The sequence below is a fragment of the Streptomyces flavofungini genome (assembly GCF_030388665.1).
GTDB classification, from domain to species: domain Bacteria; phylum Actinomycetota; class Actinomycetes; order Streptomycetales; family Streptomycetaceae; genus Streptomyces; species Streptomyces flavofungini_A.
In genome coordinates this window covers 4581007-4603246 of the sequence record NZ_CP128846.1, presented here as the reverse complement: position 1 = coordinate 4603246, position 22240 = coordinate 4581007, and the positions used below count along the sequence as shown (strand labels likewise).

Annotated in this window: 17 protein-coding genes; 5 read left to right on the top strand and 12 right to left on the bottom strand. The window is 73.1% G+C overall.

Annotated elements, in window-relative coordinates:
- Positions 1-142: 142 nt before the first annotated feature.
- The 6 genes from QUY26_RS19180 to QUY26_RS19155 form a co-directional block, all read right to left on the bottom strand.
- The gene (locus QUY26_RS19180) at positions 143-2701 is read right to left on the bottom strand and encodes an acyl-CoA reductase (protein ID WP_289948331.1); all 2559 of its coding nucleotides are present in this window, start codon (positions 2699-2701) and stop codon (positions 143-145) included.
- A complete protein-coding gene (locus tag QUY26_RS19175; RefSeq protein WP_289948329.1) occupies positions 2698-3867 on the bottom strand; it encodes an acyl-protein synthase in 1170 nt (389 codons plus the stop codon). Before QUY26_RS19175 ends, QUY26_RS19180 begins: the two co-directional genes overlap by 4 nt.
- Positions 3864-5027 (bottom strand): GNAT family N-acetyltransferase, encoded by a 1164-nt coding sequence (locus QUY26_RS19170; RefSeq protein WP_289948328.1) that lies wholly within the window; start codon positions 5025-5027, stop codon positions 3864-3866. The genes QUY26_RS19175 and QUY26_RS19170 overlap by 4 nt, the downstream gene beginning before the upstream one ends.
- On the bottom strand, positions 5024-6367 hold the full coding sequence (locus QUY26_RS19165; protein ID WP_289948326.1) for an MFS transporter: 1344 nt from the start codon (positions 6365-6367) through the stop codon (positions 5024-5026). The genes QUY26_RS19170 and QUY26_RS19165 overlap by 4 nt, the downstream gene beginning before the upstream one ends.
- Positions 6368-6378: 11 nt before the next feature.
- The gene (locus QUY26_RS19160; protein WP_289948324.1) at positions 6379-7641 is read right to left on the bottom strand and encodes a phenylacetate--CoA ligase family protein; all 1263 of its coding nucleotides are present in this window, start codon (positions 7639-7641) and stop codon (positions 6379-6381) included.
- 284 nt (positions 7642-7925) lie between these two features.
- Positions 7926-8900: a ScbA/BarX family gamma-butyrolactone biosynthesis protein gene (locus QUY26_RS19155; RefSeq protein WP_289948323.1), complete on the bottom strand. Its 975-nt coding sequence runs from the start codon at positions 8898-8900 to the stop codon at positions 7926-7928.
- Between the two features lie 145 nt (positions 8901-9045).
- Here QUY26_RS19155 and QUY26_RS19150 point away from each other — a divergent pair, with 145 nt between their 5' ends.
- Positions 9046-9681 carry a ScbR family autoregulator-binding transcription factor gene (locus tag QUY26_RS19150; protein ID WP_289948320.1) on the top strand — a complete coding sequence of 212 codons (636 nt, stop codon included), beginning with the start codon at positions 9046-9048 and terminating at the stop codon, positions 9679-9681.
- The gene (locus QUY26_RS19145) at positions 9678-10676 is read left to right on the top strand and encodes an NAD-dependent epimerase/dehydratase family protein (RefSeq protein WP_289948318.1); all 999 of its coding nucleotides are present in this window, start codon (positions 9678-9680) and stop codon (positions 10674-10676) included. The genes QUY26_RS19150 and QUY26_RS19145 overlap by 4 nt, the downstream gene beginning before the upstream one ends.
- 61 nt (positions 10677-10737) lie before the next feature.
- Here QUY26_RS19145 and QUY26_RS19140 read toward each other — a convergent pair whose 3' ends face one another.
- The gene (locus QUY26_RS19140) at positions 10738-11457 is read right to left on the bottom strand and encodes a TetR/AcrR family transcriptional regulator (protein ID WP_289948317.1); all 720 of its coding nucleotides are present in this window, start codon (positions 11455-11457) and stop codon (positions 10738-10740) included.
- 374 nt (positions 11458-11831) lie between these two features.
- Between QUY26_RS19140 and QUY26_RS19135 the strand changes: the two genes are divergently transcribed.
- Together QUY26_RS19135 and QUY26_RS19130 are read left to right on the top strand one after the other, a co-directional pair.
- Positions 11832-12830, top strand: a complete 999-nt coding sequence (locus QUY26_RS19135) for an IS701 family transposase (protein ID WP_289948315.1) — start codon at positions 11832-11834, stop codon at positions 12828-12830.
- A gap of 142 nt (positions 12831-12972) precedes the next feature.
- The gene (locus QUY26_RS19130; RefSeq protein WP_289948314.1) at positions 12973-15915 is read left to right on the top strand and encodes a helix-turn-helix transcriptional regulator; all 2943 of its coding nucleotides are present in this window, start codon (positions 12973-12975) and stop codon (positions 15913-15915) included.
- A 32-nt stretch (positions 15916-15947) separates the two neighbouring features.
- Here the strand turns inward: QUY26_RS19130 and QUY26_RS19125 are convergent, their stop codons facing one another.
- From QUY26_RS19125 to mpaB, 5 genes are read right to left on the bottom strand one after another with little or no spacing between them, the layout of a single operon-like run.
- The gene (locus QUY26_RS19125) at positions 15948-17291 is read right to left on the bottom strand and encodes a YcaO-like family protein (RefSeq protein ID WP_289948312.1); all 1344 of its coding nucleotides are present in this window, start codon (positions 17289-17291) and stop codon (positions 15948-15950) included.
- Positions 17288-18475: an iron-containing alcohol dehydrogenase gene (locus QUY26_RS19120; protein WP_289948311.1), complete on the bottom strand. Its 1188-nt coding sequence runs from the start codon at positions 18473-18475 to the stop codon at positions 17288-17290. Before QUY26_RS19120 ends, QUY26_RS19125 begins: the two co-directional genes overlap by 4 nt.
- Positions 18472-19776, bottom strand: a complete 1305-nt coding sequence (mpaD, locus tag QUY26_RS19115; RefSeq protein ID WP_289948308.1) for a daptide-type RiPP biosynthesis aminotransferase — start codon at positions 19774-19776, stop codon at positions 18472-18474. Before mpaD ends, QUY26_RS19120 begins: the two co-directional genes overlap by 4 nt.
- Complete coding sequence (mpaM, locus tag QUY26_RS19110; RefSeq protein ID WP_289948306.1) at positions 19773-20612, bottom strand: daptide-type RiPP biosynthesis methyltransferase; 840 nt, start codon at positions 20610-20612, stop codon at positions 19773-19775. The genes mpaD and mpaM overlap by 4 nt, the downstream gene beginning before the upstream one ends.
- A gap of 2 nt (positions 20613-20614) precedes the next feature.
- On the bottom strand, positions 20615-21703 hold the full coding sequence (gene mpaB, locus QUY26_RS19105; RefSeq protein WP_289948303.1) for a daptide biosynthesis RiPP recognition protein: 1089 nt from the start codon (positions 21701-21703) through the stop codon (positions 20615-20617).
- Positions 21704-22038: 335 nt separating this feature from the next.
- On the opposite strand from mpaB, the gene QUY26_RS19100 reads away from it, so the two are divergent.
- Positions 22039-22206 carry a hypothetical protein gene (locus QUY26_RS19100; protein ID WP_289948301.1) on the top strand — a complete coding sequence of 56 codons (168 nt, stop codon included), beginning with the start codon at positions 22039-22041 and terminating at the stop codon, positions 22204-22206.
- Positions 22207-22240: the final 34 nt, after the last annotated feature.

Here is a 22240-nt window from a genome sequence, read left to right as displayed (position 1 = left end):
ATCGTGATCACGATGGCGGCCGTTTTGCTGTGCGTGGTGGCGGGGTGTGAGGTCTCTCTCACTTTGGGGTGAGGTTGACGGTGAGGTCCACGCGGCCAGGGGGTGGCGGGCACGCCCGCCGCCGGAGCGGCGGGCGTGGGACCTATCGGCTCGGCTGTGGTTCGGCGGGGCGGCCGGTCGCCGCGGGGCGGCGGTCGATGATGTTGCGGAGCTTTCCACTGGTGGCGCCGCGTTCGAAGTGGGCGCTGTCGATGGTGTGGACCTCGACGTCGGCCATGCGGGCCTCCTCGACGGCGTTGCGCAGTTCGCCGTAGTGATCGAGGAAGTGCCGACGGGCGGTGGCGGGGTCCGGTGCGTGGCGGCGGTCCAGGCGGATCGTCAGCCGCTCCTGCTCCAGGCCCTCGGAGAGGATCAGCTGGAGTTCGCCCGCGTATCCGAAGGCCTCGGCGGCCACTCGGGTCAGGTGCTGGTGGCTGATGAAGAAGGCGCCGACGCGCGCGCTGTCGCCGTAGCGGCCCAGCAGTTCGAAGCGCGGCGTGCGCCTGCCGCAGGCGCAGTCGCCGGGGATCCAGCGGCCCAGGTCGCCGGTCTCGTAGCGGTCGAGTCGCTGGCCGAGGCGGGTCCTGGGGGTGAAGACCAGGCGTCCCGGTTCGTCCGCGGGGGCGGGGCGGTCCGCCGTGCGGTCGAGGATCTCCAGGTCGAGCTGGGTGGTGAAGAGGTGGTGGACGGCCCCGGCGGCGTGGTCGCACTGGTAGCCCATGGGCCCGAGGTCGTTGCTGCCGTAGATCGCGGAGCGGACCACCTTGACGCCGAATTCGTCGTGCAGGACCTGTCGTTGGGCGTCCGTGAGGTGGGCGCCGCCGTAGAAGACCTTCTCGACGTGGCCGTGGTCGCGCAGCCGCTCGCCCTCGGCGGCGAAGAGCTGGAGCAGATAGGAGGGGGCTCCGAACAGGGTGTTGACCCGGTAGCGGATCAGCGCGTCGGCCACCGCCTGGAAGTCGGCGTGGACCCCGTAGGGGATCTGGGTGGCGGCCAGGCGTTCCAGGATGTCGAAGAAGCTGGTGAAGCTGCCGTACATCTGGCCGGGCATGAAGAGGTTGGCCGCCCGGTCGTGGCGGGGGTCGAAGCCCGCCGCGAGCAGCCCCTCACCGGCGGCGCGCATCTGGGCGTCGTAGTCGTCCCAGGTGTAGACCCAGGTCGCGGGGCCGCTGGTGCTGCCGCCGCTGCGGACGTGGAGCTGCGCGTGGTCGGGGTGGACGGAGTCGAGGGCGGCGAGGGCGTCGGACTTGGTCGTCAGGGGCCCCTCGGGGGCGGCAAGGCGCGGGCCAGGGGCGGTCAGGTCGTCGAGGCAGCCGTCGGTGGCGAAGCGTTCGTCCGCCTGGAGGCTGACGCGGCGGCTGTAGCGCTGCAGGGCGTACACACCGTCGTGAGGCTCGCCGGAGTAGCTGTCCAGCTGGCTGCCGGGGGCGGTGACGCGCAGGGCGCCCGCGCCGAAGAGCGTCCTGGTGAGCTCGGCGGTGTCGGGTCGGTCGGCGGCCAGGCCCACGGTCTGGAGGTAGCGGCGCATGGGCCGCAGGACGGCCGGGATGCGCTCGCGGGGCAGGGGCTTGACCCACACGCTGCGGAACAGGGGCGAGGCACGCAGTCCGGGGCGGGTGTCGGCGATGATCCGCCAGGAGCCGTCGGGGGCGGCGGTCACCCGGGTCAGGCCGAGGTGTTCCTCCAGTTCGGCCACGATCTCGGTGTTGGTGATCTCGGCCTGTTCGGCGAGGCCCAGGTGGGGCGCGGGTATGCGGGCGGAGGCCTCGGACAGGGCGGGGGCGAAGCGGTCGGCGAAGGCGAACACCTCGTCGGTGTCGTCGGTGTCGAGATAGATCACCTGCGGGCTGGAGCAGGCCTGCTGTTCCATCCGGCACACGTCGTCGGCGAGCGCCCGCAACGTGTCGGGCCGCGCCCAGGCGGCGGCGGTCAGATACGCGAAGGAGATCTTGTGGCCCCATTCCACGAGGCGGCAGCCGGGTGGCACGTGGGCGGCCACCCCCTCGACCGCGGCCTCGCCTCCCCACACGGCCACCGCGTCGGCCGCCCCGCACAGCAGGCGCAGCCAGTCGGTGCGGTCGGAGCCGAAGCGCAGCACGACCGAGTACGTCCTGATCAGCCCGGTGGGGTCGCAGTCGGCGAGCGCGGCAAGGAGCTCGTGGGTGAACAGCCCGTCCGAGCCGGGGACCTTCACCACGTTGACGTTGCCGGACAGCAGGCCCTCGACGACGGTCAGGGCGCCGACGGTGGGCGCGTTGCCCGGCGCGACGTGGACCACCAGGCCGACCGGCGCCCAGGTCTCGAAGGTGAGCCGGCGGGGGTTGGGGCGGGTGAGCCGGTCGGGGCGTACGTCGCCGAGTTCGGCGCGCAGTTTGCGCTCCAGGCCTTCCCGGCCCAGGAACGAGGTCAGGACGGCGAAGGCCGCCTCCGTCTCCTCGGCGGACCTGCCCGCGGCGTCGAGGAGTCGGGCGAGTCTGGCCCGGGTCGGATGGTCCGCGGTGCTCAGGACGCGGGCGAGCCGGTCGCAGGCCTCGACCACGACGTCGGTGCCGAGCGGCCGGCGCAGGGCGTCGATCACGAGGTCCGGCAGATCCGGAAGGCGGCGGGCCGCCTCGGCGTCGTCGATCCAGGTTCCCTGCCACAGGTGGTTCAGCTCGCTCACGCGGCTGCTCCCTTCATGAGTTCGGCGGCGGCAACGGCGCAGCTGCGGTTCTTGCCGGTGCCGGCCCGGCCGTGGATGGTGAAGTAGGGGGTGTCGACGCCGCAGCCGCACTCCGAGCCCGGGTACAGGGACACCAGGTCGCCCATCAGGACGCTGTGCACCGGCGCCGACGTCATGTGCGGGGCCAGGAAGTGCGGATAGCCCCGCTCGCCGTACGGCAGCACCTGCCGGGTGCGTACGTCGCGGACGAGCAGCCGTGACCAGACGGGCACATGGAAGCGGTGGTGGGCGCACTCGGTGTAGGGGACACTGTGCTCGACCGAGCCGTAGCCGTCCCTGACCCGGTCGGCCGGGATGCCCAACTGCTCCTCGACGAGCGTGTGCAGCTCCTGCTTGCCGATCTGCTGGTCGGCGTGGCCCTTCCAGCCGCCGCCGAGCAGCACCAGGGAGTCGGCGGGCAGCCGCAGGGGCGGTACGCCGCGCGCGCGGAGCTGCCTGAGGGTGAAGTACAGGAAGGAGGGGAAGCCGAACATGCGCACCGGCAGCCCTTCTTCCGCGTAGCGGACCAGCGTGTCGACGCAGCCGAACGGGTCGAAGGAGTGGTCGGTGCCGTTGTGGCGCAGGGCGTGGAAGACGCTGTTGGCCGGGGCGAAGTCGCAGAAGTAGTGCGTGGTGAACGCCGTGCCGCGGGATGCGCCGGGTGCCGGTTCGTAGCCGAAGACGAGGTAGTTGACCGGCTGGTCGGGGGTGATCCAGCCGTAGTGGTCGAAGATGCGGGCGACCATGCGCTGGCCGGCCCGGATCGACCAGGTGTCGAAGAACATCTGTGAGCGCTGGCCCGTGGTGCCCGACGAGGTCAGGTGCAGCACCACGTCCTCGCGGGGGATCGACAACACCTCGTGCTGCTTGAGGAAGTTGGCGTGCAGATAGGGCAGGTCCGCCGCGTCGGCCGCGGTCGTCAGCGGCGTACGCGGCCGGGACCGCCACAGGCGGCCGAAGAACGGTGAGCGCTCCGCGTGCCAGGCGTTGGCCTCGTTCAGGGCCTCGGTGAACAGGGCGTCGGTGTCGGCGGGGGCCAGGTACGGCTCGCTGAGGTCGCCCAGGCGCTGGACGGCGGACAGGGCGGATCCGTCGGGGACGTCGAGGGGGGCCAGATGCGGATTCACGCTGATTCCTTGCGGTCCGTGGTGGTCAGGTAGGTGGAGGTCCAGGCGGTGCAGTAGTGGTCGATGTAGGGCCGCAGGCTCGGATCGATGTCCGCCGTGCGGAAGTCGAGGTGGTGCGGGGCGCGGGAGACGACCACGTAGTCCTCGAAGCTGTCGCCGACGCGGCGCATGGCCGGGTAGAGGGCGCTGGGCACGAACCCCTGGGCGTGGAAGGCCCGCAGGGCGTCCTGGTCGCGCAGCGGCAGCAGCGCCTCGACATAGCGGGCGCCGGCCGCCTCGACCGACTCGACGATCTGCTCCAGGAGCGAGGCCGTCAGGAGTACGTCCGGGGTGATGTCCACCAGCGCGCAGGTGAGCAGGGCCGGGTCGAGCGCGGCATAGACCTCGAAGCCCCCGCCGACCGGCGTGAGCATCGTGTTCGGCTGGTGGAAGGGGTAGAAGACGTTCCCCCGCGCACCCTGGAGCTCCTGGTGGCGGCGGCGTACGAAATCGGCCGCCTCGATCCGCTCGAACTCCACCTGCCGCTCCCGCGGCGGGGCGGGCGGCGGGGCGGGCATCGCGGTGGGCACGGCGGGGCTCACGCCGATGCCGGCGGCGCGTTCGGCGGCCTGCGCCAGGGGCCGCACCTCGGCGCTCAGCCGGGGCGGGGCCGCGCGTCTGGCCAGCACGCCGTCGCGGTGGCGGACCATGAGCGCGATGTGTTCCCGGCGGCGGAAGAGCGTCGCGTTCGGCAGGACGCCCATCGGCCGGAAACCGGTGCGCAGGAGCATCCGCTGGGGGCCGCGGGTGGCGGTGCGGGCCGCGGCGTAGACCGAGTCCAACTCGCCCGCGGGGCCCAGCGCCTCGGCGCAGAGCCGGTCGAGCATCCGGGCGGCGAGCCCGGCGACGCGGTGGTCGGGATGGACGGCGACCCCTTCCAGGCGGCCGATGCGGGCGGCCGGGTCGCGGCGCAGCAGCGCGGAGGCGATGACCTGGCCGCTGCCGGGCAGGCGCGCGACCAGCCAGGTCACGGCCGGATCGGCGATGGTGTCGGCCATGGTCTTGGGGCAGGTGCCGAGCTTGATGCGGTAGTCGGAGCCGTAGACGGCGAAGTAGAGCTGCCGCAGCTCGGCGACGTCGTGAGCGGTGGCACGCGTGATGAGGGGGGCGGGGGAGGTCACGCCTTGCCTTCCAGGAGCGCGGTTCGGGCGGGTGGGGCCGTGGACGGGGCCGGGGCCGTGGTCAGGGCGTGCTCGCGACCGCGCAGCGCGTACAGCGCGCAGGCGGCGGGCAGCACGCCGACGGCCTGGATCAGACAGAGCGTCTGGGGTGAGAGGTGGTCGCCGAGCAGTCCGAAGACCAGGGAGGCGACGGGGAACGTGGCGCCGATCATGGCCTGCATGAGGGCGAAGAAGCCCGGCTTGTCCGCCGCGGGCACGGCACGCTGGAAGAGCGCCACGAAGCGCACCCCGACGGCTCCGACGCACCACCCGGCCACGACCAGGCAGCCGATGACGACCGGCTGGTGGGCGACCACGCCGGGCAGGGCCAGGGCGAGCGCGAACCCGGTGACGCACAGCGCCCCGGTGCTCGTGGCGCGCCCCGTCAGGTACTTGCCGCTCAGCGCGCCGAGCAGGGTGCCCACGCCGAGCCCGGCCTCAAGCAGGGCGAAGGTGGTGGCGTCGGCGTGCAGCACCGACTTGGTGTACAGCGGGAAGATCACGAAGACGGCGGTCGAGAAGAGGTTCACCGCGGCCAGGCACAGCAGGATCGAGCGCAGCAGCGGCAGGCCGGTCAGGATGTCGCGCAGTCGGCGCTTCGGGGGAGCCGAGGCGGGCGCGGGTGGGTCCTGCGGGTCCTGCGGTGGTCGGAAGCGGGCCAGGCCCGCCGCGGTCCCGGAGAGCGCGTAGCCGGCGGCGCAGGCCAGGACGAGTCCGGTCAGACCGGTGCGCTCCACGAGGAGGGGCGCGGTGAACGCACCGGCGAGACCGGCCATGGACAGGGTGGCCAGGGTCACCGCCGTGGCGTTCTCGATGTCGTCGGCCTCGACGAGCGCGGTGACCGACGTGGGGATGCACGGGTCGAAGAAGGCCTGACAGACGGCGAGCGCCAGCGCGACGGGGTAGACGGCGGCCAGGGGCACCGTGTCCAGCGCGGCCCAGAGGGCCAGTGCGGCGGCCACCGTGGCGGCGATCCAGGTGGTGCCGCGCAGCACGGTGCGGCTGGTGCGGCGGGCGAGGACCCGGGCGACGACGGGGACGAGCAGTGCGGCCGGCAGGGTGCCGAGGACCATGAGCAGGCCGGTGGCGAGACCGCGTCGTTCGGCGGCCACATGGCTGACGATCCACCACACCAGGCCGACCTGGAGCATGCGGAAGGCGCCCTGGGCCGCGACCTGCGCCGCCCACACCTTGGCGAAGTCGCCGTTGCGCAGCAGGAGCGGGCGGGTGCGCACGTCGTTCGGGCGGGTGCGTTCGTCGTTCGGGCGGGTGTGTATGCCGTTCGCAGGGCGGTTCTTCACAGGGCCGTTGTTCACGAGGCCACCCGCTCGTCCACGACGCCGATGAGCTTGCCGGAGCGGGGGTTGACCAAGAGGTCGCGGTGGGCGCACCACTCCACCTCCAGCGGGTGCAGCTGATCGGCCGCGACGAACTGGTCGTACTCCGGGCGGTCCGCGCGGATTGCGGCGGTGATGGCCTCGCCCAGTGCCGCCGGGGGGTGCTCGTGCCGGGCCGTGGCCAGGCGCAGCGTCAGCAGGTCGCGCCCGTCGCGGCGGCGGGCGACCAGCTGCGCTCCGGTGACCCGGCCCTCGGTGTCGCAGGCGGCGATGATCTGGCGCACGTCGGCGGTGTACAGGGTCACGCCGCTGACCCGGGCCCCTTCGCCGGAGCGGCCCGCGAGCCGGAAGGTGCCGTCCGCGCGCTCGCTCCAGGCGGCCCGGTCGCCGACCGGGTAGCGGATGACGGGCATGAGGCGGCGGGTCAGGGCGGTGACGACGAGACGGCCCGCGCGGCCGGGTTCAGTGATCGGCTCGTCGGTGTCCTCGTCGAGGATCTCGACGAGCGTCTCGGGGTGGTAGGGGCGGTGCAGCAGCGGGTCGTCGCCGACGACGGGTTCGCCGAGCAGACCCGCGTCCACGCTGGCGCACCCGAGGGACTGGATGCGGGCGTGGGGGAACGCCCTGGCCAGCAGCGGGCGTTGGTCGTCGAAGAAGGCCTCGCCGGCGAACAGCAGCAGCTCGACGCCCGGCAGGGTGCGGCCCCGGGACAGCAGGTGGTCGGCCAGTTGGCACAGCTTGGTCGGGAGGGTGGCCAGGACCTGGGCGCCGAAGTCCTCGACGACCGCCGCGGTGTACTCGGGCGAGGCGCTTCCGCTGACGGGCAGTCGCACGTTGTTCACCGGCGCCTGCTCCAGGGACATGTGCGTGAACAGGAAGCTGGAGTACAGCTCTCCCGCGTAGAACGCGTTGACGACCCGGTGGTCCGGGCGCAGCCCCGCGGCGGTCATGCCGCGTCCGTACGCGGTGACGAACTCCCGCCACTCCGCTCGCGCGTAGCAGGAGAACTTCGGCGCTCCGGTCGTGCCGCCGGTCTTGAAGACCGAGGCGTCGGTCAGCGGCCCCGTCAGTACGCGGTTGTCGCGCAGGGTGTTGGCCGCCCAGAAGGCGGTGTGGTCCACCACGGGCAGGGCCGTGAGCTCGTCCACTCCTCGGGGCAGGCCTGCGTACAGCTCCTGGTAGTAGGGCGAGCGTTCTCGGGCGAAGGACACCAACTCGCCGAGCGACGGGACAGGCATCACGGGACTCCTCTTCTGGTTCGGGTTTCTGCTGCGGGAAGCCGCGGGAGCTGCGCGCGCTGGGGGAGCCCGTGCGGACGGTGCGTCGGCCGAGGACGCGTCGGCTAAGGGCGGGTCGCTGGAGGCCGTATCGGCCGAGGTTCCATAGGCGTACAAAAGCGACTTCATGGGCAGCGCGGGGCGGGCGCACGGCGGCGCCGGTGGGCAGGCGGACGTGGCGGGTGGTCGGCGGAGGCGGTGCGCGCCGGGCGGGCCCCGATCGCGGGGGCCCGCCCGGCGAACCGTCAGAGGCCGGTCAGCGTGCTGGTGGCACGGAACATGAGCCGGCCCTGCTGGACGGCGTCGACGCGCACGTCACGCGCCCCGGGGGCGTCGGTGGGGACCGGCTCGGCCTCGATCCAGCAGGGGGAGTCGAATTCCACGTAGTGGTGGAAGACCGCCTCCATGGACACGGGCATCCGGCTGTCGTCCCCGGGCCGCAGGGCGTGGCCGGCTTGGCGCACCGCTTCGAGGAGCAGCATCCCCGGCACGTGGTCGACGGCGTGGTCGAACAGGACGGGGTGGGTGGTGTCGGCGCGCAGTCGCCAGCGTCCGGGGCCCGGCGCGTGCGCCAGGACGATGTCCTGGCGCCGGCTGCGGCCCGCGCTCGCGCGGGTCACGGGCGGCGGCGGGGGCGGGGCGGCGGCGAAGACGCGCTGGGCGTCGCCGCGCGTGCCGCGCAGCCTTCGGTAGACAGCGGGCGCCAGGACGCCGAAGCGGGTGGTGGCTGTCGCGAACGGAGTGCCGTCCCGCAGGACTTCGACGGACATGCTCATCGCGATCGGCAGGTCACGCCGGTAGCGGATGTCGAAGCAGCGGACGCGCAGCTCGATCTCGGCGGGCACGGCCGCGAGGGCCATCGCCCGCGGGTCGAGCGTGTACCGAAGGTGGTGCCAGGTGAGCTGGTGGCCGAACGGTACGCCGTAGGCGGCGTGGCTCAGCAGCGGAAAGGTCTGGCGGAAGGTCTCACAGAGCATGAGCGGGTCGTACGACCCCTGCCCGGACTCGTGCAGTTCGTAGAAGCCGTGGCAGCGCGGCCACTGCGCGGTGACCTTGAAGGTGTCGTCGCCGACGGCTTCCCAGCCGGTCAGGAAGACCTCTGACAGTGCTGCCCGGTGCACGTACTCGCGGGGCACGGTGGTGGTCAGGCGCTGGGGCCGGTGCGCGGGGACGGGCCGCTCCGGGACGGGTGTGTCCCGCGCCGCCCCCTGCACGCGCATGTCCTGCTCCCCCTGGTGTGTGAGCACAACGAGTTCCCCCCTGTGTGTGAGCACAACGAATCCGCGACAGCTCCCCTGCTGACGCGGCAGTAGTAAAATAATGGTTGTTCGTTTTCTTTGTCGAGGGAGAGCAGGGAGAGATTCCATGGCGGGGCTCGCGGAGCCGAAACAGGAACGGGCGGTGCGGACGCGGGAGATCGTGATGCGCGCCGCCGCCGAGGTGTTCGACGAGTACGGCTACGGCGGCGCGAGCATCAGCAAGATCATGAAGCGCGCGGGGGTGACCCAGGGCGGCATGTACTTCCACTTCAAGTCCAAGCTGGGCCTGGCCGAGGCCGTGATGGCCAGCCAGCAGGACTTCATCGAGCTGCCTCCCGGCGAGGACGGGCTGCAGCGGCTGATCGACATCACCGCCCACATCACCCACGAGCTCCAGCACAACGTCCTGTTCCGCGCCAGCGTGCGACTCGCGGTCGAGCAGGAGGAGTTCGGCCGCAACGACGACACCGCGTACCAGGAGTGGGCCGAGCGGTTCCGCGTCCAGCTCGTCGCGGCCCGCGCGCGTGGTGAGCTCCTCGACGACGTGGACGAGCAGGAGTTCTCGAACGTCCTGGTGGCCGCGTACACGGGCACCCAGATCTTCTCGACCATGGCCAGCAAGCGCGCCGACCTGCCCGAACGGACCCGCACCCTCTGGCGCTACCTGCTGCGCGCCATCGCGACGCCGTCCGCCCGCGAGACCCTGCGCCTGCCCGAGGCCGGCACCGGCGCCGACACGTGAGCGGTACGCGCGTCGTCCTCACCGGCGCCACGGGGTTCATCGGGTCCGCGGTCCTGCGCGAACTGGCCCTGCTCGGCGAGGCGGGCGACGGGCACGGCCGCCCGCACATCACGGCCGTCGCCCGCCGCCCGCCGGCGCACCGGACCCCGGCCGACACCTGGGTGACCGCCGACCTCGGCAGCCCCGACACCCTGCGCGGCCTGTGCGAGGGCGCCGATGTGCTGCTGCACCTGGCCTGTGCGCTGGGGCCGGACGCCGCGACGTGCACGGTCGTCAACGTGGACGGCACCGCGGCCCTGATGGGACAGGCGCGCCGGGCCGGAACGCCCCGCATCGTGCATCTGTCGACCGCCGCGGTCTACGGTCCCGGCCCGCACCGGGGCGCCGACGTCCACGACCTCGTGCCCGCTCCCGTCTCACCGGCGAGCCGCACCCGCCTGGCCGGTGAGGCGCCCGCGCTGGCGGCCGGGGCGACCGTGCTGCGGCCCGGCCTGGTGCTCGGCCGGGGGGACCGCTGGGTGGTGCCCGCGCTGGCCGAACTCCGCGCCCGGGTCCCCGCCCGCTGGGACGGAGGCAGGGGCCTGCTGTCCGCCGTCGACGTGACCGCCCTGGCCCGCCTGATCGCCCACCTCGCCCTGGCCGCCCCCGGCGCCCGGGGTGTCCCGGCGGGCGTATTCCACGCCAGCCACCCCGAACCGGTGCGCTGCGCGGACCTGTTGGCCGAGCTCGCCGCCCACCGGGTGCTGCCCGCGGCCGACGGCGATCTCTCCTGGGACGAGTGCGTCGAGCGGCTGCGGGCGACGCCGGGCCGGGTGAGCGAGCGGCAGTTCGCGCTCCTGGCGCGCGACCACTGGTACCGCAGCGACAGGATCTGGGGCCTGGCCGGCTGCGCGCCCGGTCCCGGTCCACTGGAAGCCGTCGGGGAGGCGGCCGGGTGGTACCGCGCGCTGATCGCGGGGCATCGGGGGGCCGGTTCAGCCTCCCCCACGGCCTGACGTACCGCCTCCACGTGGGCGACGGCGCCCGTTGAGGTGGTGCCGGGCGACCCCGCCCGGGCTACGGCACGGCGTCGGCCGACCTCCCCCACCGGGGAGCGGGAACGCCCTGCGGACCCGTCACGGGGGCGACCCCTTCCAGGACGAGGTTCCAGACCCGTTCGAGCCGCGTGGCCGCGTCCTCGTACGTCTCCCGCGTGGCCGCGTCCTCGTACGTCTGCCCCGTCGCCCCGTCCTGGTGCGTCTGCCCCGTCGCCGCGTCCTCGTACGTCTCCCGCGTACCGATCCGGTCCCGCAGATATGTCTCCGCCCCGCCCACGAGGTGTTCCACCAGCGTCAAGAGGTCTTCCGAGCGGGCCGAATCGCGCAGCTGCCCCTCCTTGTGGGCCCGGACGAGCAGCGCGCGCACGGTCGGGAGCCACAGCTCGGACCACCGGCCCGCCCCCTGCCGCTCACGCGTCAGCCGCAGCGCGGCCCACGCGCAGACGTCGTCCTCAAGGAGCCGTGTGAGCTCGATGGTGATGCCGAGGACCTGCCCGAGGGCGGGCCCGCCCGCATCCGTGACGCGTTCGACGGCCAGCCGCGCTGCTTGCGCGCCCTCGGTCTGGATGGTGTCCGCCAGCTCGCTCTTCGACGCGAAGTGAAAGGTCAGAGAGCCCACGGAGACCTTCGCCGCGGCGGCGATCTGGCGGTAGGTGACGTCTCCGTACCCGTCACGCGCGAAGAGCTCCGCGGCGGCGCGGATGACGAGAGCCCGAGTGCGGGCCGCTCTTTCCTGCATGGTCTTGCACTCTCCACGGTGGCTCACCGACGGACATGGAGAGCCCATCCGGCGGGGGCACAACGTCCCGGTCGTGCCAGGCTCGTTGCTGGGATACGGCTGAGTCTCCAGTGCCAAGGTCCGTGTCGCAATACCGACTTGCTGAAAATGCGGCAGAGTTCCGTGACTATCCGAAACTTCCATGGCCCACTCGGTCCGTCCTGAGGCCGGGCGGGAGCGTATGCCCCGACGGGGGTCGGTGCGCCCGGACTGAGGGCGGGTGGTGTGTGCGGTGCGAGAGCCGGTCGGAAGGGTCTTGAAAAAAAAGAGATGTTCGTTATGGTTTTCGGAGTTCGCCGTCCACACGCTGTCTCAGCTGCCTCAGTGGAGAGTTCATGGTCACGCACGTCACCGCCGGCCCCAGGTCCGCAGTGGCGGCGTTCTCGCAACGCGTCTTCGCGGAGCTGCCCCGCGCCGACCAGCGCCGGTGGGCGCACGCGTTCCTGGTGAGCGTGCTGGCGACGCCCGGGAAGAAGTCGGTGCGCCGACTCGCGGCCACCGTGTCGGACTCGCCGACCGCGTTCCTCTCCCTGCACCAGTTCATCAACGCGAGCCCCTGGGCCTGGGCCCCGGTCCGGGCGGAACTGGCCCGGTGGACCGTCCACCGGATGGGCCCGCGGGCGTACGTCGTCGACCGTGCCGTCCTGCTCAAGCGCGGCCCGCACTCGTGCGGCGCGCACAGCAGCTTCGTCGCCTCGGCCGGACGGCACGCCATCTGCCAGGTGGGCCTGGGTGGCTTCCTCGCCACCGCCGGGGAAGCCGTTCCCGTCGACTGGCGGCTGCTGCTTCCCGGCCCCTGGGGCAGCGATCCCGCACACCGGCTGCGCGCCCGCATCCCCGATGATGTGCCGGGCTCATCAGTCGAGCAGCTGGTCCTCGACCTGGCCGACTCCCAGGTCCGGGCAACCGGCCTCAGCACCCTGCCGGTCGTCGCCGACCTGCCGGACGACATCGACACCGCGGCCGTCGCCCGCGGGCTCGACCTGTGCGGCCGCGGCTTTCTCCTCGCCGTCCCCGGCACCGTGCGGGAACCGCACCACGCCGGGGGCGCCCACCGCACCCACCGGGTCCTCGCCCTCCCGCACGAGCGCGGCTCGTCCCGGTGGTGGCTCACCAACCTGACGCACGCCCGCGCCGACCGGCTCCTCGCTCTGGCACAGCTGACCGTACGGGCCCGGCACAGCCTGGAGGAGTTGGAGAGCGGGTTCGGCCTCGCCGACTTCGGCGGCCGGTCCTATCCCGGCTGGCACCATCACATGACGATGACGTCGGCGGCGTACGCCTATGGCCGACTGGGCGGTGAGTGGGACCTGCCCGATCTGATTCCGGCCTGATCCGGACCTGATCCAGACCTGATCCAGACCTGATCCAGACCTGATCCAGACCTGAACAGGACCTGATCCGGACGCGATGCCGACCTGATGACCCGGAGCAGCACCGGAACGCTGCCCGCATGAATACACACGGGGGACGAACATGAATCGAGCCGAGGACGCCTCACACGCCTCACACGCCTCACGAGTCTCGCAGGATCCATCTGCGTCGCAGAGCCTGCATGCGTCGCAGTACCCGCATGCGTCACACGAACCGCACACCGATCACGACGCCACCGGCCCCGCGCTCGTCGGCCGCGCCGGTGAGGTCGGTGAGCTGCTGCTCATGCTGGAAGGCGTGCAGGCGCGCAGGCCCGGGGTCGTGCTGATCGAGGGCGCTCCCGGAACGGGCAGGACCGCCCTCCTGGAGCGCCTCGCCCGGCACGGCCGGGCCCGGGACATGACCGTCCTGCGGGCGCAGTGCGGTGCCATGGAGCAGGCCTTCGCCTTCGGTGTGATCCGCCAGCTGTTCAAGGCGGTGGACCACGCCGGATTCACCGGTCAACCACCGTCCACCGAGTGGCTGTTCGGCCTCTTCGAAGGGCTGCTCCAGGAGATGACGCACCTGGCGGAGCGGGCTCCCGTGCTCATGGTCGTGGACGACTTCCACCACGCCGACCTCCAGTCCGCCCAGTGGATCGACTTCCTGGCGCGGCGTCTGCACAACGCGCCCGTCCTCATCGTCCTGGCCACGGACCGGGACGTGCCCGCCGCCCATCGGGAGCTGACGGCGGAACTCGCGCTGAGCCCGCTGTGCCACGCGATCGATCTCGGGCCGCTCCCACCGGCGGCGGTGGGGGAGCTGACGGTCGCTGCGCTGGGCGAACCGGCCGACGACGACTTCGTGCGACTGTGTCTGCACCTGAGCGGGGGCAACCCGAAACTCCTGACCCTCCTGCTCCGCGAGTTCACGCGCGGCGGCATCGCGCCGCTGTCCGCCGAGCGCGCGAGAGCGGCCGAGGCCGCTTCCCGGGTGACGGAGGTCATCGTGCCGAAATGGCTGGCCCGCTACCCCGACGACCTGACCGTCGTGGCGGGCATGACGGCCCTCCTCGGCGACGAGGCCGACGTCGGCCTCCTGCAGCAGCTGACGGGGCTGAGCCACCGGAGCGTCTCCTCCGCGCTCACCCTCCTGGAGCGGACCGGGCTGCTGCGCGCCGACGGCTCGCACCGGTCCTTCCACCCCGTCGTCCGTGCCGCGCTGTCCAGCCACCTCTCGCTCGCCGAACGCGCCGACATCCAGGCCCGCGCAGCCCATCTGCTCTTCACTCAGGGCGTACCGCACGAAAGGGTGGCAGACCTGATCCTGACCAGCGAGCCGACGCAGGAACGCTGGCAGGTCGGGGTCCTGAGGGCGGCGGCCACCGACGCGACCGCGCGAGGGGCCACCGACCGGGCGATCACCTATCTGCGCCGAGCGGCACAGGCGACCCCCTTCCTTCCCGAACGGGCCTCTCTGCTGCTCGAACTGGGTGCCCTGGAGTCGCGTACGGATGTCATGTCGTCGGTCCGGCACCTGGAGGAGGGGACACAGCTCACCGCGGATCCGGCCCTGCGCGCCCGCGGCATCCCGCTGCTCGCCGACGGGCTCATCCAGTGCGGGCAGGCCCACCGCGCGATGGAACTGCTCGACGAACAGGCCGCCGAGACGGCACCGGACGACGCCGAGGCGCTCCGCCGCATCCGCGGGCAGCGAGCCATCGCCGCCATCGCCGCGGGCATCGCCGACGAGGCGGCACCGGCGGCGGATCTCGTCGGCAGCGGCCCCTTCACCGGCCGGCCGGACGCCGTGCCGGACGCGGTGTCGGACGGTGTGCCGGTTGTCGGCGTGCCGGTCGGCACGACCCCCGGTGAGCGGGCCCTGCTCGCCGCTCACGCCCTGTACACCTCGTTGCGGATGGGGAGCGCGGCCGAGGCCATGACCGCGGCCGAGGGAGCGCTGCACCACTTCGACGCCGAGCGCGAGCCGCTGTGGTGCGCCGTGGTGGCGATCGAGGCGCTCCGCCACGCCGACCGGCTTGAATCCGCGAGCCGCTGGAACGAGACGATCAGCGCCTTCGACCTCGGCGGCAGGCCCCCGGCCATGCGGGCGGTGCTGCGCGCGCAGGAGTCCCAGATCCGCTTCCAGCAGGGAGACCTGCCCGGCGCCCTGACGGCGGCCGACGAGGCGCTGCGGCTGCTGCCCGAGCCGCACCCCTACGGGGCGCTCGTGGCGTCCGCCGCGATGCTGCCCCTGGTCGAGAGCGGCCGGGCCCAGGACGCGCGCCGCATCGCCGACGACCCGCGGTGGCGCGCCGTGCCCGAGAACTGGCTCTGGCCCCACTTCCTGGCCGCGCGGGCCCAACTCCGCGCCGCCGAGGGCCACCCCCACGCCGCACTGCACGATCTGGAGCAGTGCGGACGCCTCTTGGCCCGATATGAGGGCGACAATCCGGGGCGGATCGCCTGGCGGTCACAGGCCGCTCAACTGCACCGTCAGGAAGGACGGCCGCAGGAGGCGCAGCGCCTCAGCGACGAGGAACTCGTCCTGGCCCGCCGCTGGGGCGCACCGATCACCCTCGCCAAGAGCCTGCGGGCCGCGGCCCTCGCCGATGCCCGCTCCGACTGCCCGGAACTCCTTGAGGAATCGGTGCTCCTCCTGGAGGACGCGGGCTGCGGGCTCGAACTGGTCCGCTCCCTGATCGCCCAGGGCACCGCCCTGCACGCGGCCGGTCGGACCGAGTCCGCACGGGAGGTTCTGCGCCGGGCCCTCGGCCTGGCCCAGGCGGGTTCGGCGCAGCGGGCGGCGCAGGAGGCGTACCACAAGCTCCTCGCCACCGGAGCGCGCCCGCGCCGCTACTCCCAGGTCGGCCCGCGCGCCCTGACCGCGGGCCAGCGGCGCGTCGTCGAACTCGCCGTGCAGGGGCTGAGCAACGAGGACATCGCTGGTCGGCTGTACGTGACGCAGCGGACGGTGGAGTTCCATCTCACCAACGCCTACCGGAAGTTGGGCATCACCGGGCGTACGGATCTGGCCCGCACCCTGCGGAGTGCCATGGCGGCCTGAGACGGGCGACGGCGGCGCTCGCCGCCAGGGCCTCAGATCAGCGGGTGGGGTTCGGGGTCGGCTGCGGCGGGGTGCCGACCGCAACCGAACCGTGCTCGCGCGGCCTCAAGACGCTCCCGGTGCCAGGTGAACTCCAGCCGGTCGTCCATGCGCAGAGGTTGCATGCCGACGGGGATCACCTTGACGGCGTGCCAGCCCATGGCCCTGATCGGGTCGGGCAGGCGGTGGGTCAGGTCGACGACGACGGGGCGTACTCCCTGCGTGTGCAGGGCGTCGAGCAGATCGGTCACGGTGACGGCGTCCGGCGCGTCCGGCGCGATCGCCTCGGCGGTCTCTGCGGTCTCGGCGGTTTCTGCCGGGGTGAAGGTGGCGACCCAGCGCTCCACGGCCCGTACGCCCGCGGTCGACGCGAAGTACTGCGCGCGCTCCAGGTCGCCCGGAGGACGGCGGGACGGGTGCTCGGCAGGGTGCGCGCGCTGTACGAGCCGAAGGGCGGAGCGGATCTGCAGGGCTTCCTGGAGGGCCTTGACGGCGCTGGTCGCCGGGTCGTCGGACGCGCTCGCCCCGACCGCGGCCAGCGGTCGGCCGTCGGCGGTGTCGATGATGACGCCCACGGTGCAGACGACGCCCGGCACATGGGTGGGGACGCGGGCGAGGACGGGATGCAGGCCGAGGGCGCGGGCGGCGTGGAGGGCCTGCCGGAAGCGCCGCACGCCGGGGGAGCCCGGATCAGGGGCGCGAGACGCGAAGTGGTCCGCGTCGAGCAGGCGCAGCGGCAGTTGGTGGAACCAGGCGGTCAAGAAGGCGTCCCGCTCGATGACTTCCAGCAGCGCCGAGCGCAGCGCCTGCTCCCGTGTGCCGCCCGACGCCGCCCCGGAGGGCGACGGGTCGAAGCCGTCGGAGTCCTCGGCGCGGGCGGGATAGTCGACGAGCCCGGCAGGCACCTGGAGGGGAGCGCCGCTGTCCAGCCACTGGGCCGGATACCAGCGCAGCGGCCGGTCCAGGGTGTCGGCGGCGGCGAGGCCTGCGTGGGGGGCGGTGGGGTCGAGGGCGGCCTGGGGGCCGAGGTCCTCGATGCGGGCGGGACGGCCCTCGCCGGAGATCGGGCCGGAGCCCGGGTCCGGGACCGGAAGCAGCGCGAACCGTTCCACGGCCTCGCCCGCCGCGCGGGTCAGGGTGTCGGAGGGGGAGATGCCGTAGGCGCCCACCACCGTGGGGCTCAGGGCCTCGCCCTGCCGTTCGCCGGCGCCGGTGCGGTCACGGTGCAGCTCCGCCAGGCCCTGCCACAGGGGTTCGTCGGGCCGGCGCGGGGGGCGGATGGCGTGCGCGGAGGCCAGGCCGTTCTCGGGGGCGAGCGTGGCGGAGAAGTCGATCACTGGTGGGCTCCCTGGAGGGCATCGGCGTAGAGGCCGGCGATGTCGTGGGTGCTGAAGCCGTCGAGCATGGGCAGTCCCGCGCCCCAGGCGCGCACCGCGCGGACGGCCAGGGCTTCGGGGTCGACCGGGGGCAGCGGGCCGCCGACGCCCCAGGCCCTGCTCAGGTGCCGCAGACCCTGGACCGGGTCGAGGGGCAGCTCGGGGTGGCCGGCGCGCAAGGCGGCCCAGGCGGCCCGGAGCCGTTCCGCGTCCCCGAAGCGGGTGTCGCCCCGCATGACCCGGGACCACACAACGGGTACGAGGGCCGCGGTCGCCGACATCTTGCGCACGCCGGCCACGGTGGACAGCTCATTGGCGAGGTACCACACCTTGCCCGCGAAGGAGTCCCGGCCGACGGTCGCGAAGCCGAGCACGGTGCGGGCGCTGAGCACGGCAACATCCAGGGCGCTGCCGCCGGACACCGTGGTGTGCGCCAGGTCGCGCAGCAGGTCGCGGGCTTCGGCGTCGGCGGTCGGCGGGAACCGCTGTCCCGGCCGTGGCAGGTAGCCGTTGCAGAGGCGCAGGATCGCTTCCAGGGCGCCTTCGCGCAGGGCGGAGGGGGGCAGGGTGCGGGTCGCGGCCGGGTCGAGGCAGGCGACGTCGGCCGCCAGTTGGGGATGCATGACCAGTTTGCGGTGGCCGCCGACCAGCACGGTGGCCGCGGCGCTGACCTCCGCGGCCGTTCCCACGGTGGTCGGTACGGCGATCAGTCGGGGGTGCGGTCCCAGCTCGCTCGGTGCCGGTCCGCGCACCAGACCGGGACGCCCGCCGCCGAGCCGGATCCGGGCCACGGTGTCCGGTGCCGCGGTGAACAGGCGTGCCAGGGCCACGGCGTCCATCACGGACCCGCCCCCCGCCGCGACCACCCAGTCGGCGTCGACGAGCCGCTCGGACAGGCGCACGCTGGTCTCCAGGTCGCAGTCCGCGGGGTCCACGCTGACCAGCTCGGTGTGCGTGGCCCGCGTCGACCGGCCGATCACGTCCGGCAGTCGGGGCTGCCGGGCGTCCACGACGAGCAGCGCGCGGCCGGGCCGCTCCGCCGCCAGCGCCTCGACGATCGCCCCCTGCCCCACGTGCACCCGGGTCGCCCGCTGCCAGATGGCCGGCGGCCCGGCGGCGGGCGCGGCGCCGGCGGCGGTCGTCATCGGCGGCCTGCCACGGCCAGACCCCGCAGCAGCGCGTGGGCCAGATCGTCGAGGTCCTGTTCGCTGCTGGTCAGCATGGGGACGAGCTGGACGCAGCCGGGGCCGGGATAGACCAGGGCGCCGTGGCCGCGTACCGCCGCGATGACGTCCTGTACGGCCTGCCCGTCGAACCGGTCGCCGTCCGCGTCGCGCAGGTGCACCGCGCGGAAGCAGCCGAGACCGCTGGTGCTGTGCACGGCCGGGATCCGCTCGGCGAGGTCGGCCAGGAGCGCGTCGAGGCGCTCCGCGGTGCGCGCGGACGCCGCGAGGACGTCCAGCTCGGCGAACTGCTCCAGCGTGGTCGTGATCGCCGCGCAGGAGGCCGGGGTGCCCGCCTGCGTCTCGGCGTGCATCAGCACGGCGTCGTGCTGCTCGAAGGCCTCGGAGACCGGGTGCGAGACGAGGACGGCCGACGCGGCGCAGGTGCCGTTGGTCAGCCCCTTGGAGGTGAGCAGAAGATCCGGTGACTCGGCCCACGCGGAGCTGGCGAACAGCGGCCCCGTACGGCCGAATCCGGTGGCCACCTCGTCGGCGACCAGCAAGAAGCCGTACTCCCGCCGCAGCTTCAGCACGGCGTCGACGAAGTCGGCGGACAGCGGGTGCACCCCCGAGCCGAGGACGGGCTCGCACACCAGCGAGGCCACCTGGGAACCGTGGCGCTTCATGAACCGCTCCAGCTCCTCGGGTGAGGAGGGGTCCACATGGCGTACGTTGCGCAGGTCGACGCCGTACATCTGCTGGCCGAGCGCCTCACCGGTCAGCGAGTGCGCGCCGTAGGTCAGCCCGTGGTAACTGCCCTTGAGGCCGACGACCAGCCGCCGTTCGGGCTGCGCGCGAAGCACCGCGTACTGGCGGGCGATCTTCATGGCGAGGTCGTTCGCGGAGCCGCCGGAGGTGGAGAAGACCACCCGTCGATACGCCGCGGGCCCCGCCGCGGTCACCAGGTCGCGGGCGGCCTGGAGGGCGTAGGTGTGGGAGTTGCGGAAGAGGTTCAGGTACGAGGCGTCGCGGCAGGCCTGGGCGATGGCGTCGGCGATGGCGGCGTTGCCGTAGCCGATGTTGACGTTCCACAGGCCGCTGGTGGCGTCCAGGACCTCGCTGGCGTCGGCGAAGCGCAGCCGGGAGCCCTTGGCGCCGACCGCCCGACGCTCGATGCGGCCCTGCTCGGCGGCGGGCAGCAGCGACTCCCACAGCGGGTAGTGGGTGCCGGGGGTGGCCGGGGCCGTGGGGGCGGTGGGGACTGCGGAGCTTGCGGGGCTCATCGGGGGCTCCTTGCGACCAGGATGCTCAGTTCGGAGGGGACACCGGCGGCGGGGCGGGCCGTGCGGACCTCGGCGAGGTCGAACCCGGCGCTCCGGAGTTCTTCGGCGAGGGTCTCGGGGTCCGGCACGTTGACGGTGGACGTCAGCAGCAGCGGACCGCCCTGCGCGGGCAGCCGCAGGATGGCGACCTGGCGCTGCCCGAGACCGGGCTCGGCCTGGTCGATGACGAAGGTGACCCCCTGGGGGGTGACCACCGGGCGGACGGTGGGCTGGTCGGCGTGCTCGGCGGACGGCGTGTGGGCGCTGAGCACGAACAGGCCGCCGGGAGCGAGGTGTGCGCGGACCGTGCGGAAGAAGTCGGGTCGGGCGGCGGGCGGCACCAGGCCGATGGTGGTGGTGCCGAGGAGCGCGGCACCGAAACGTTCGGGCAGATCCAGGGCGCACATGTCGGCCTCGACCAGGGTCAGCCGCCGGGCGAGGCGCTGGGCGGCGGGCTCGGACAGCCGGTCGCGCAGCTGTGCGAGGAGGCTGCCGGAGGTGTCGACGCCGGTGACCTGGTGCCCGGCGGCCAGCAGCGGAAGCGTCAACCTGCCCGAGCCGCAGGCGAGTTCGAGAACAGGGCCCGGTACGCCGCGCAGCAGGGCCAGTACGTCGCGGATCTCGTGGGTGTCGTCCGCGGTGAGCTCGTGGTAGACGGGGCCGCCGAGCGGGCCGTAGAGCTCGGCGACGGTCAGGGAGTCGCCCAGGGTCTGGGCGATCTGGCCGGCGAGTCCGGTCGGGTCGGGCAGGTGGGGCGGGGCGGGCGGAACGGGTAGGCCGGTCGCGGTGGCGGGCATGGTCAGGCACCGCCCGTCGTGGCGTCGGGCGCGTCCGTGAGGTCGAGCCGGGCCGTGATGGCGGCGTGGGCGTCGCGCGCCTGGTCGTCCGTCATGCCGAGCAGGCGGCCGGCCGTGGCCGCGGCGCGGGAGGCCGCGTCCGGTGAACTCGCGGCGCCCAGCGCGCAGAAGACCTCAAGCAGGCGGGCCGAGCCCTTGCCCAGCCTGAAGAGCCGGTAGTCGTCCGTGCGGACCGCAAGGAAGTCGCCGAGGGCCTCCACGAGCAGCACCTCGCGGGCGGACTCGACGGGATGCGCGGGGAGCTCGTCGGTGAACCGGCCGCCGAAGCCCGAGACGCGTATGTCCGTCCCGTACTTCGGTGCCAGTCGGCGGCGTACCTCCAGCGCCTTCGCGTAGCGCTCCAGCCACGGCCGCTCGGCCGCACCGGACCGCAGCACGTCCCCCGGCACGACGGAGCCGAGTGACGGATCGCCCGCGCACGCGTCGAGGGCCGCTCGCAGGGCTTCGGCGCCGGCCGTGACATGTCCCAGGTCCTGGCCGCCCACGCCGGTGCGGACCTGGCCGCCGGTGGTGACGTAGAGCCTGCCGAGGCCGGTGTCCTTCGTCGGACGGACGAGGGTGGCGAGGTCCGCGAGCTGCACCGAGGGATGGGCGAGCCCCTCGGACCAGACGCCGTCGCGCACGGCGCGGTCGGCGTCGTCGAGGAACGCCTGGTGGTCCTCCGGCCCCGTCACCCGGACCACCGTCGGTCCGGCCACGGACAGATAGGGCAGTGAGCCGTAGTCGAAGACCTGTACGTACAGGTTGCCGGACATGACCAGTTCGTCACCCGAGTACTCCACGCCGCCCTCGACCTCGACGGTCCGCAGGCCGTCGGCCTCGGGCAGATCGGCGGGGGCCGCGAACACGTAGGCGTCGGGAGCGAGCAGGCCCCCGTCCACCAGGGCCCGGACGTCGCCCCCGGACTGCACCAGGACCGATTGAGCGGCCGGACGCGCACCCGCGACCTCACCCGTGAACCACGCGCTCAATTGCTCGGCGGCACCGGCTTCCGTGAGCTCCGCGTATTCCTTTACTGCTGTGTCCCCCACGGCCCGGCCTTTCTCGACGAAATTGGATGCTCATCAGTACACACCTGGCCACAGTGCGGGCACAACCGCAGAGAATTCCCATAAGCCCGGTGGCGTACGGAAGTTGGGTTGACTGCGGCGCCCGCAGGCCTCCGTCCGGTGGACCGTAGGGGTTTCTTTACCCAGCCGTAAAGGCCCCTGCGGTACAACGCAGTTGCGGCCGCAGAGAGAGCGGAATCGGCTTCCCGGAGCGATTTCGCTGTGTGCAAGATGTGGGCAGCACCGCGAAAACGTTCTCGACGTTCTCAACGTTCTAAAGGTTCTCAACGCTCTCCACGTTCTCCAGGAGGAACGAAATGCACGCCGAATCCCTTTCCCTGCCGGGCAACGCCGGTTTCGCCCAGGACTTCGCCGTCGAGGAGCTGGAGGCGCTGGACGCCCCGGGCTTCCTCGGCTGGGACAAGGAGACGTGGCTCGGAGCGGCGATCGGCGGCGGTCTGACCGCCGGTATCGCGCTCACCTGAGACACCCACAGACTCGGTCCGGTTCACTCTGCTT

Excerpts from the sequence above, each read along its gene's own strand:
- QUY26_RS19160 (WP_289948324.1), bottom strand. The coding sequence starts at position 7,641 with ATGCCTGTCCCGTCGCTCGGCGAGTTGGTGTCCTTCGCCCGAGAACGC.
- QUY26_RS19155 (WP_289948323.1), bottom strand. The coding sequence starts at position 8,900 with ATGCGCGTGCAGGGGGCGGCGCGGGACACACCCGTCCCGGAGCGGCCC.
- QUY26_RS19150 (WP_289948320.1), top strand. The coding sequence starts at position 9,046 with ATGGCGGGGCTCGCGGAGCCGAAACAGGAACGGGCGGTGCGGACGCGG.
- QUY26_RS19140 (WP_289948317.1), bottom strand. The coding sequence starts at position 11,457 with ATGCAGGAAAGAGCGGCCCGCACTCGGGCTCTCGTCATCCGCGCCGCC.
- QUY26_RS19135 (WP_289948315.1), top strand. The coding sequence starts at position 11,832 with ATGGTCACGCACGTCACCGCCGGCCCCAGGTCCGCAGTGGCGGCGTTC.
- QUY26_RS19130 (WP_289948314.1), top strand. The coding sequence starts at position 12,973 with ATGAATCGAGCCGAGGACGCCTCACACGCCTCACACGCCTCACGAGTC.
- QUY26_RS19120 (WP_289948311.1), bottom strand. The coding sequence starts at position 18,475 with ATGACGACCGCCGCCGGCGCCGCGCCCGCCGCCGGGCCGCCGGCCATC.
- mpaD (WP_289948308.1), bottom strand. The coding sequence starts at position 19,776 with ATGAGCCCCGCAAGCTCCGCAGTCCCCACCGCCCCCACGGCCCCGGCC.
- mpaM (WP_289948306.1), bottom strand. The coding sequence starts at position 20,612 with ATGCCCGCCACCGCGACCGGCCTACCCGTTCCGCCCGCCCCGCCCCAC.
- QUY26_RS19100 (WP_289948301.1), top strand. The coding sequence starts at position 22,039 with ATGCACGCCGAATCCCTTTCCCTGCCGGGCAACGCCGGTTTCGCCCAG.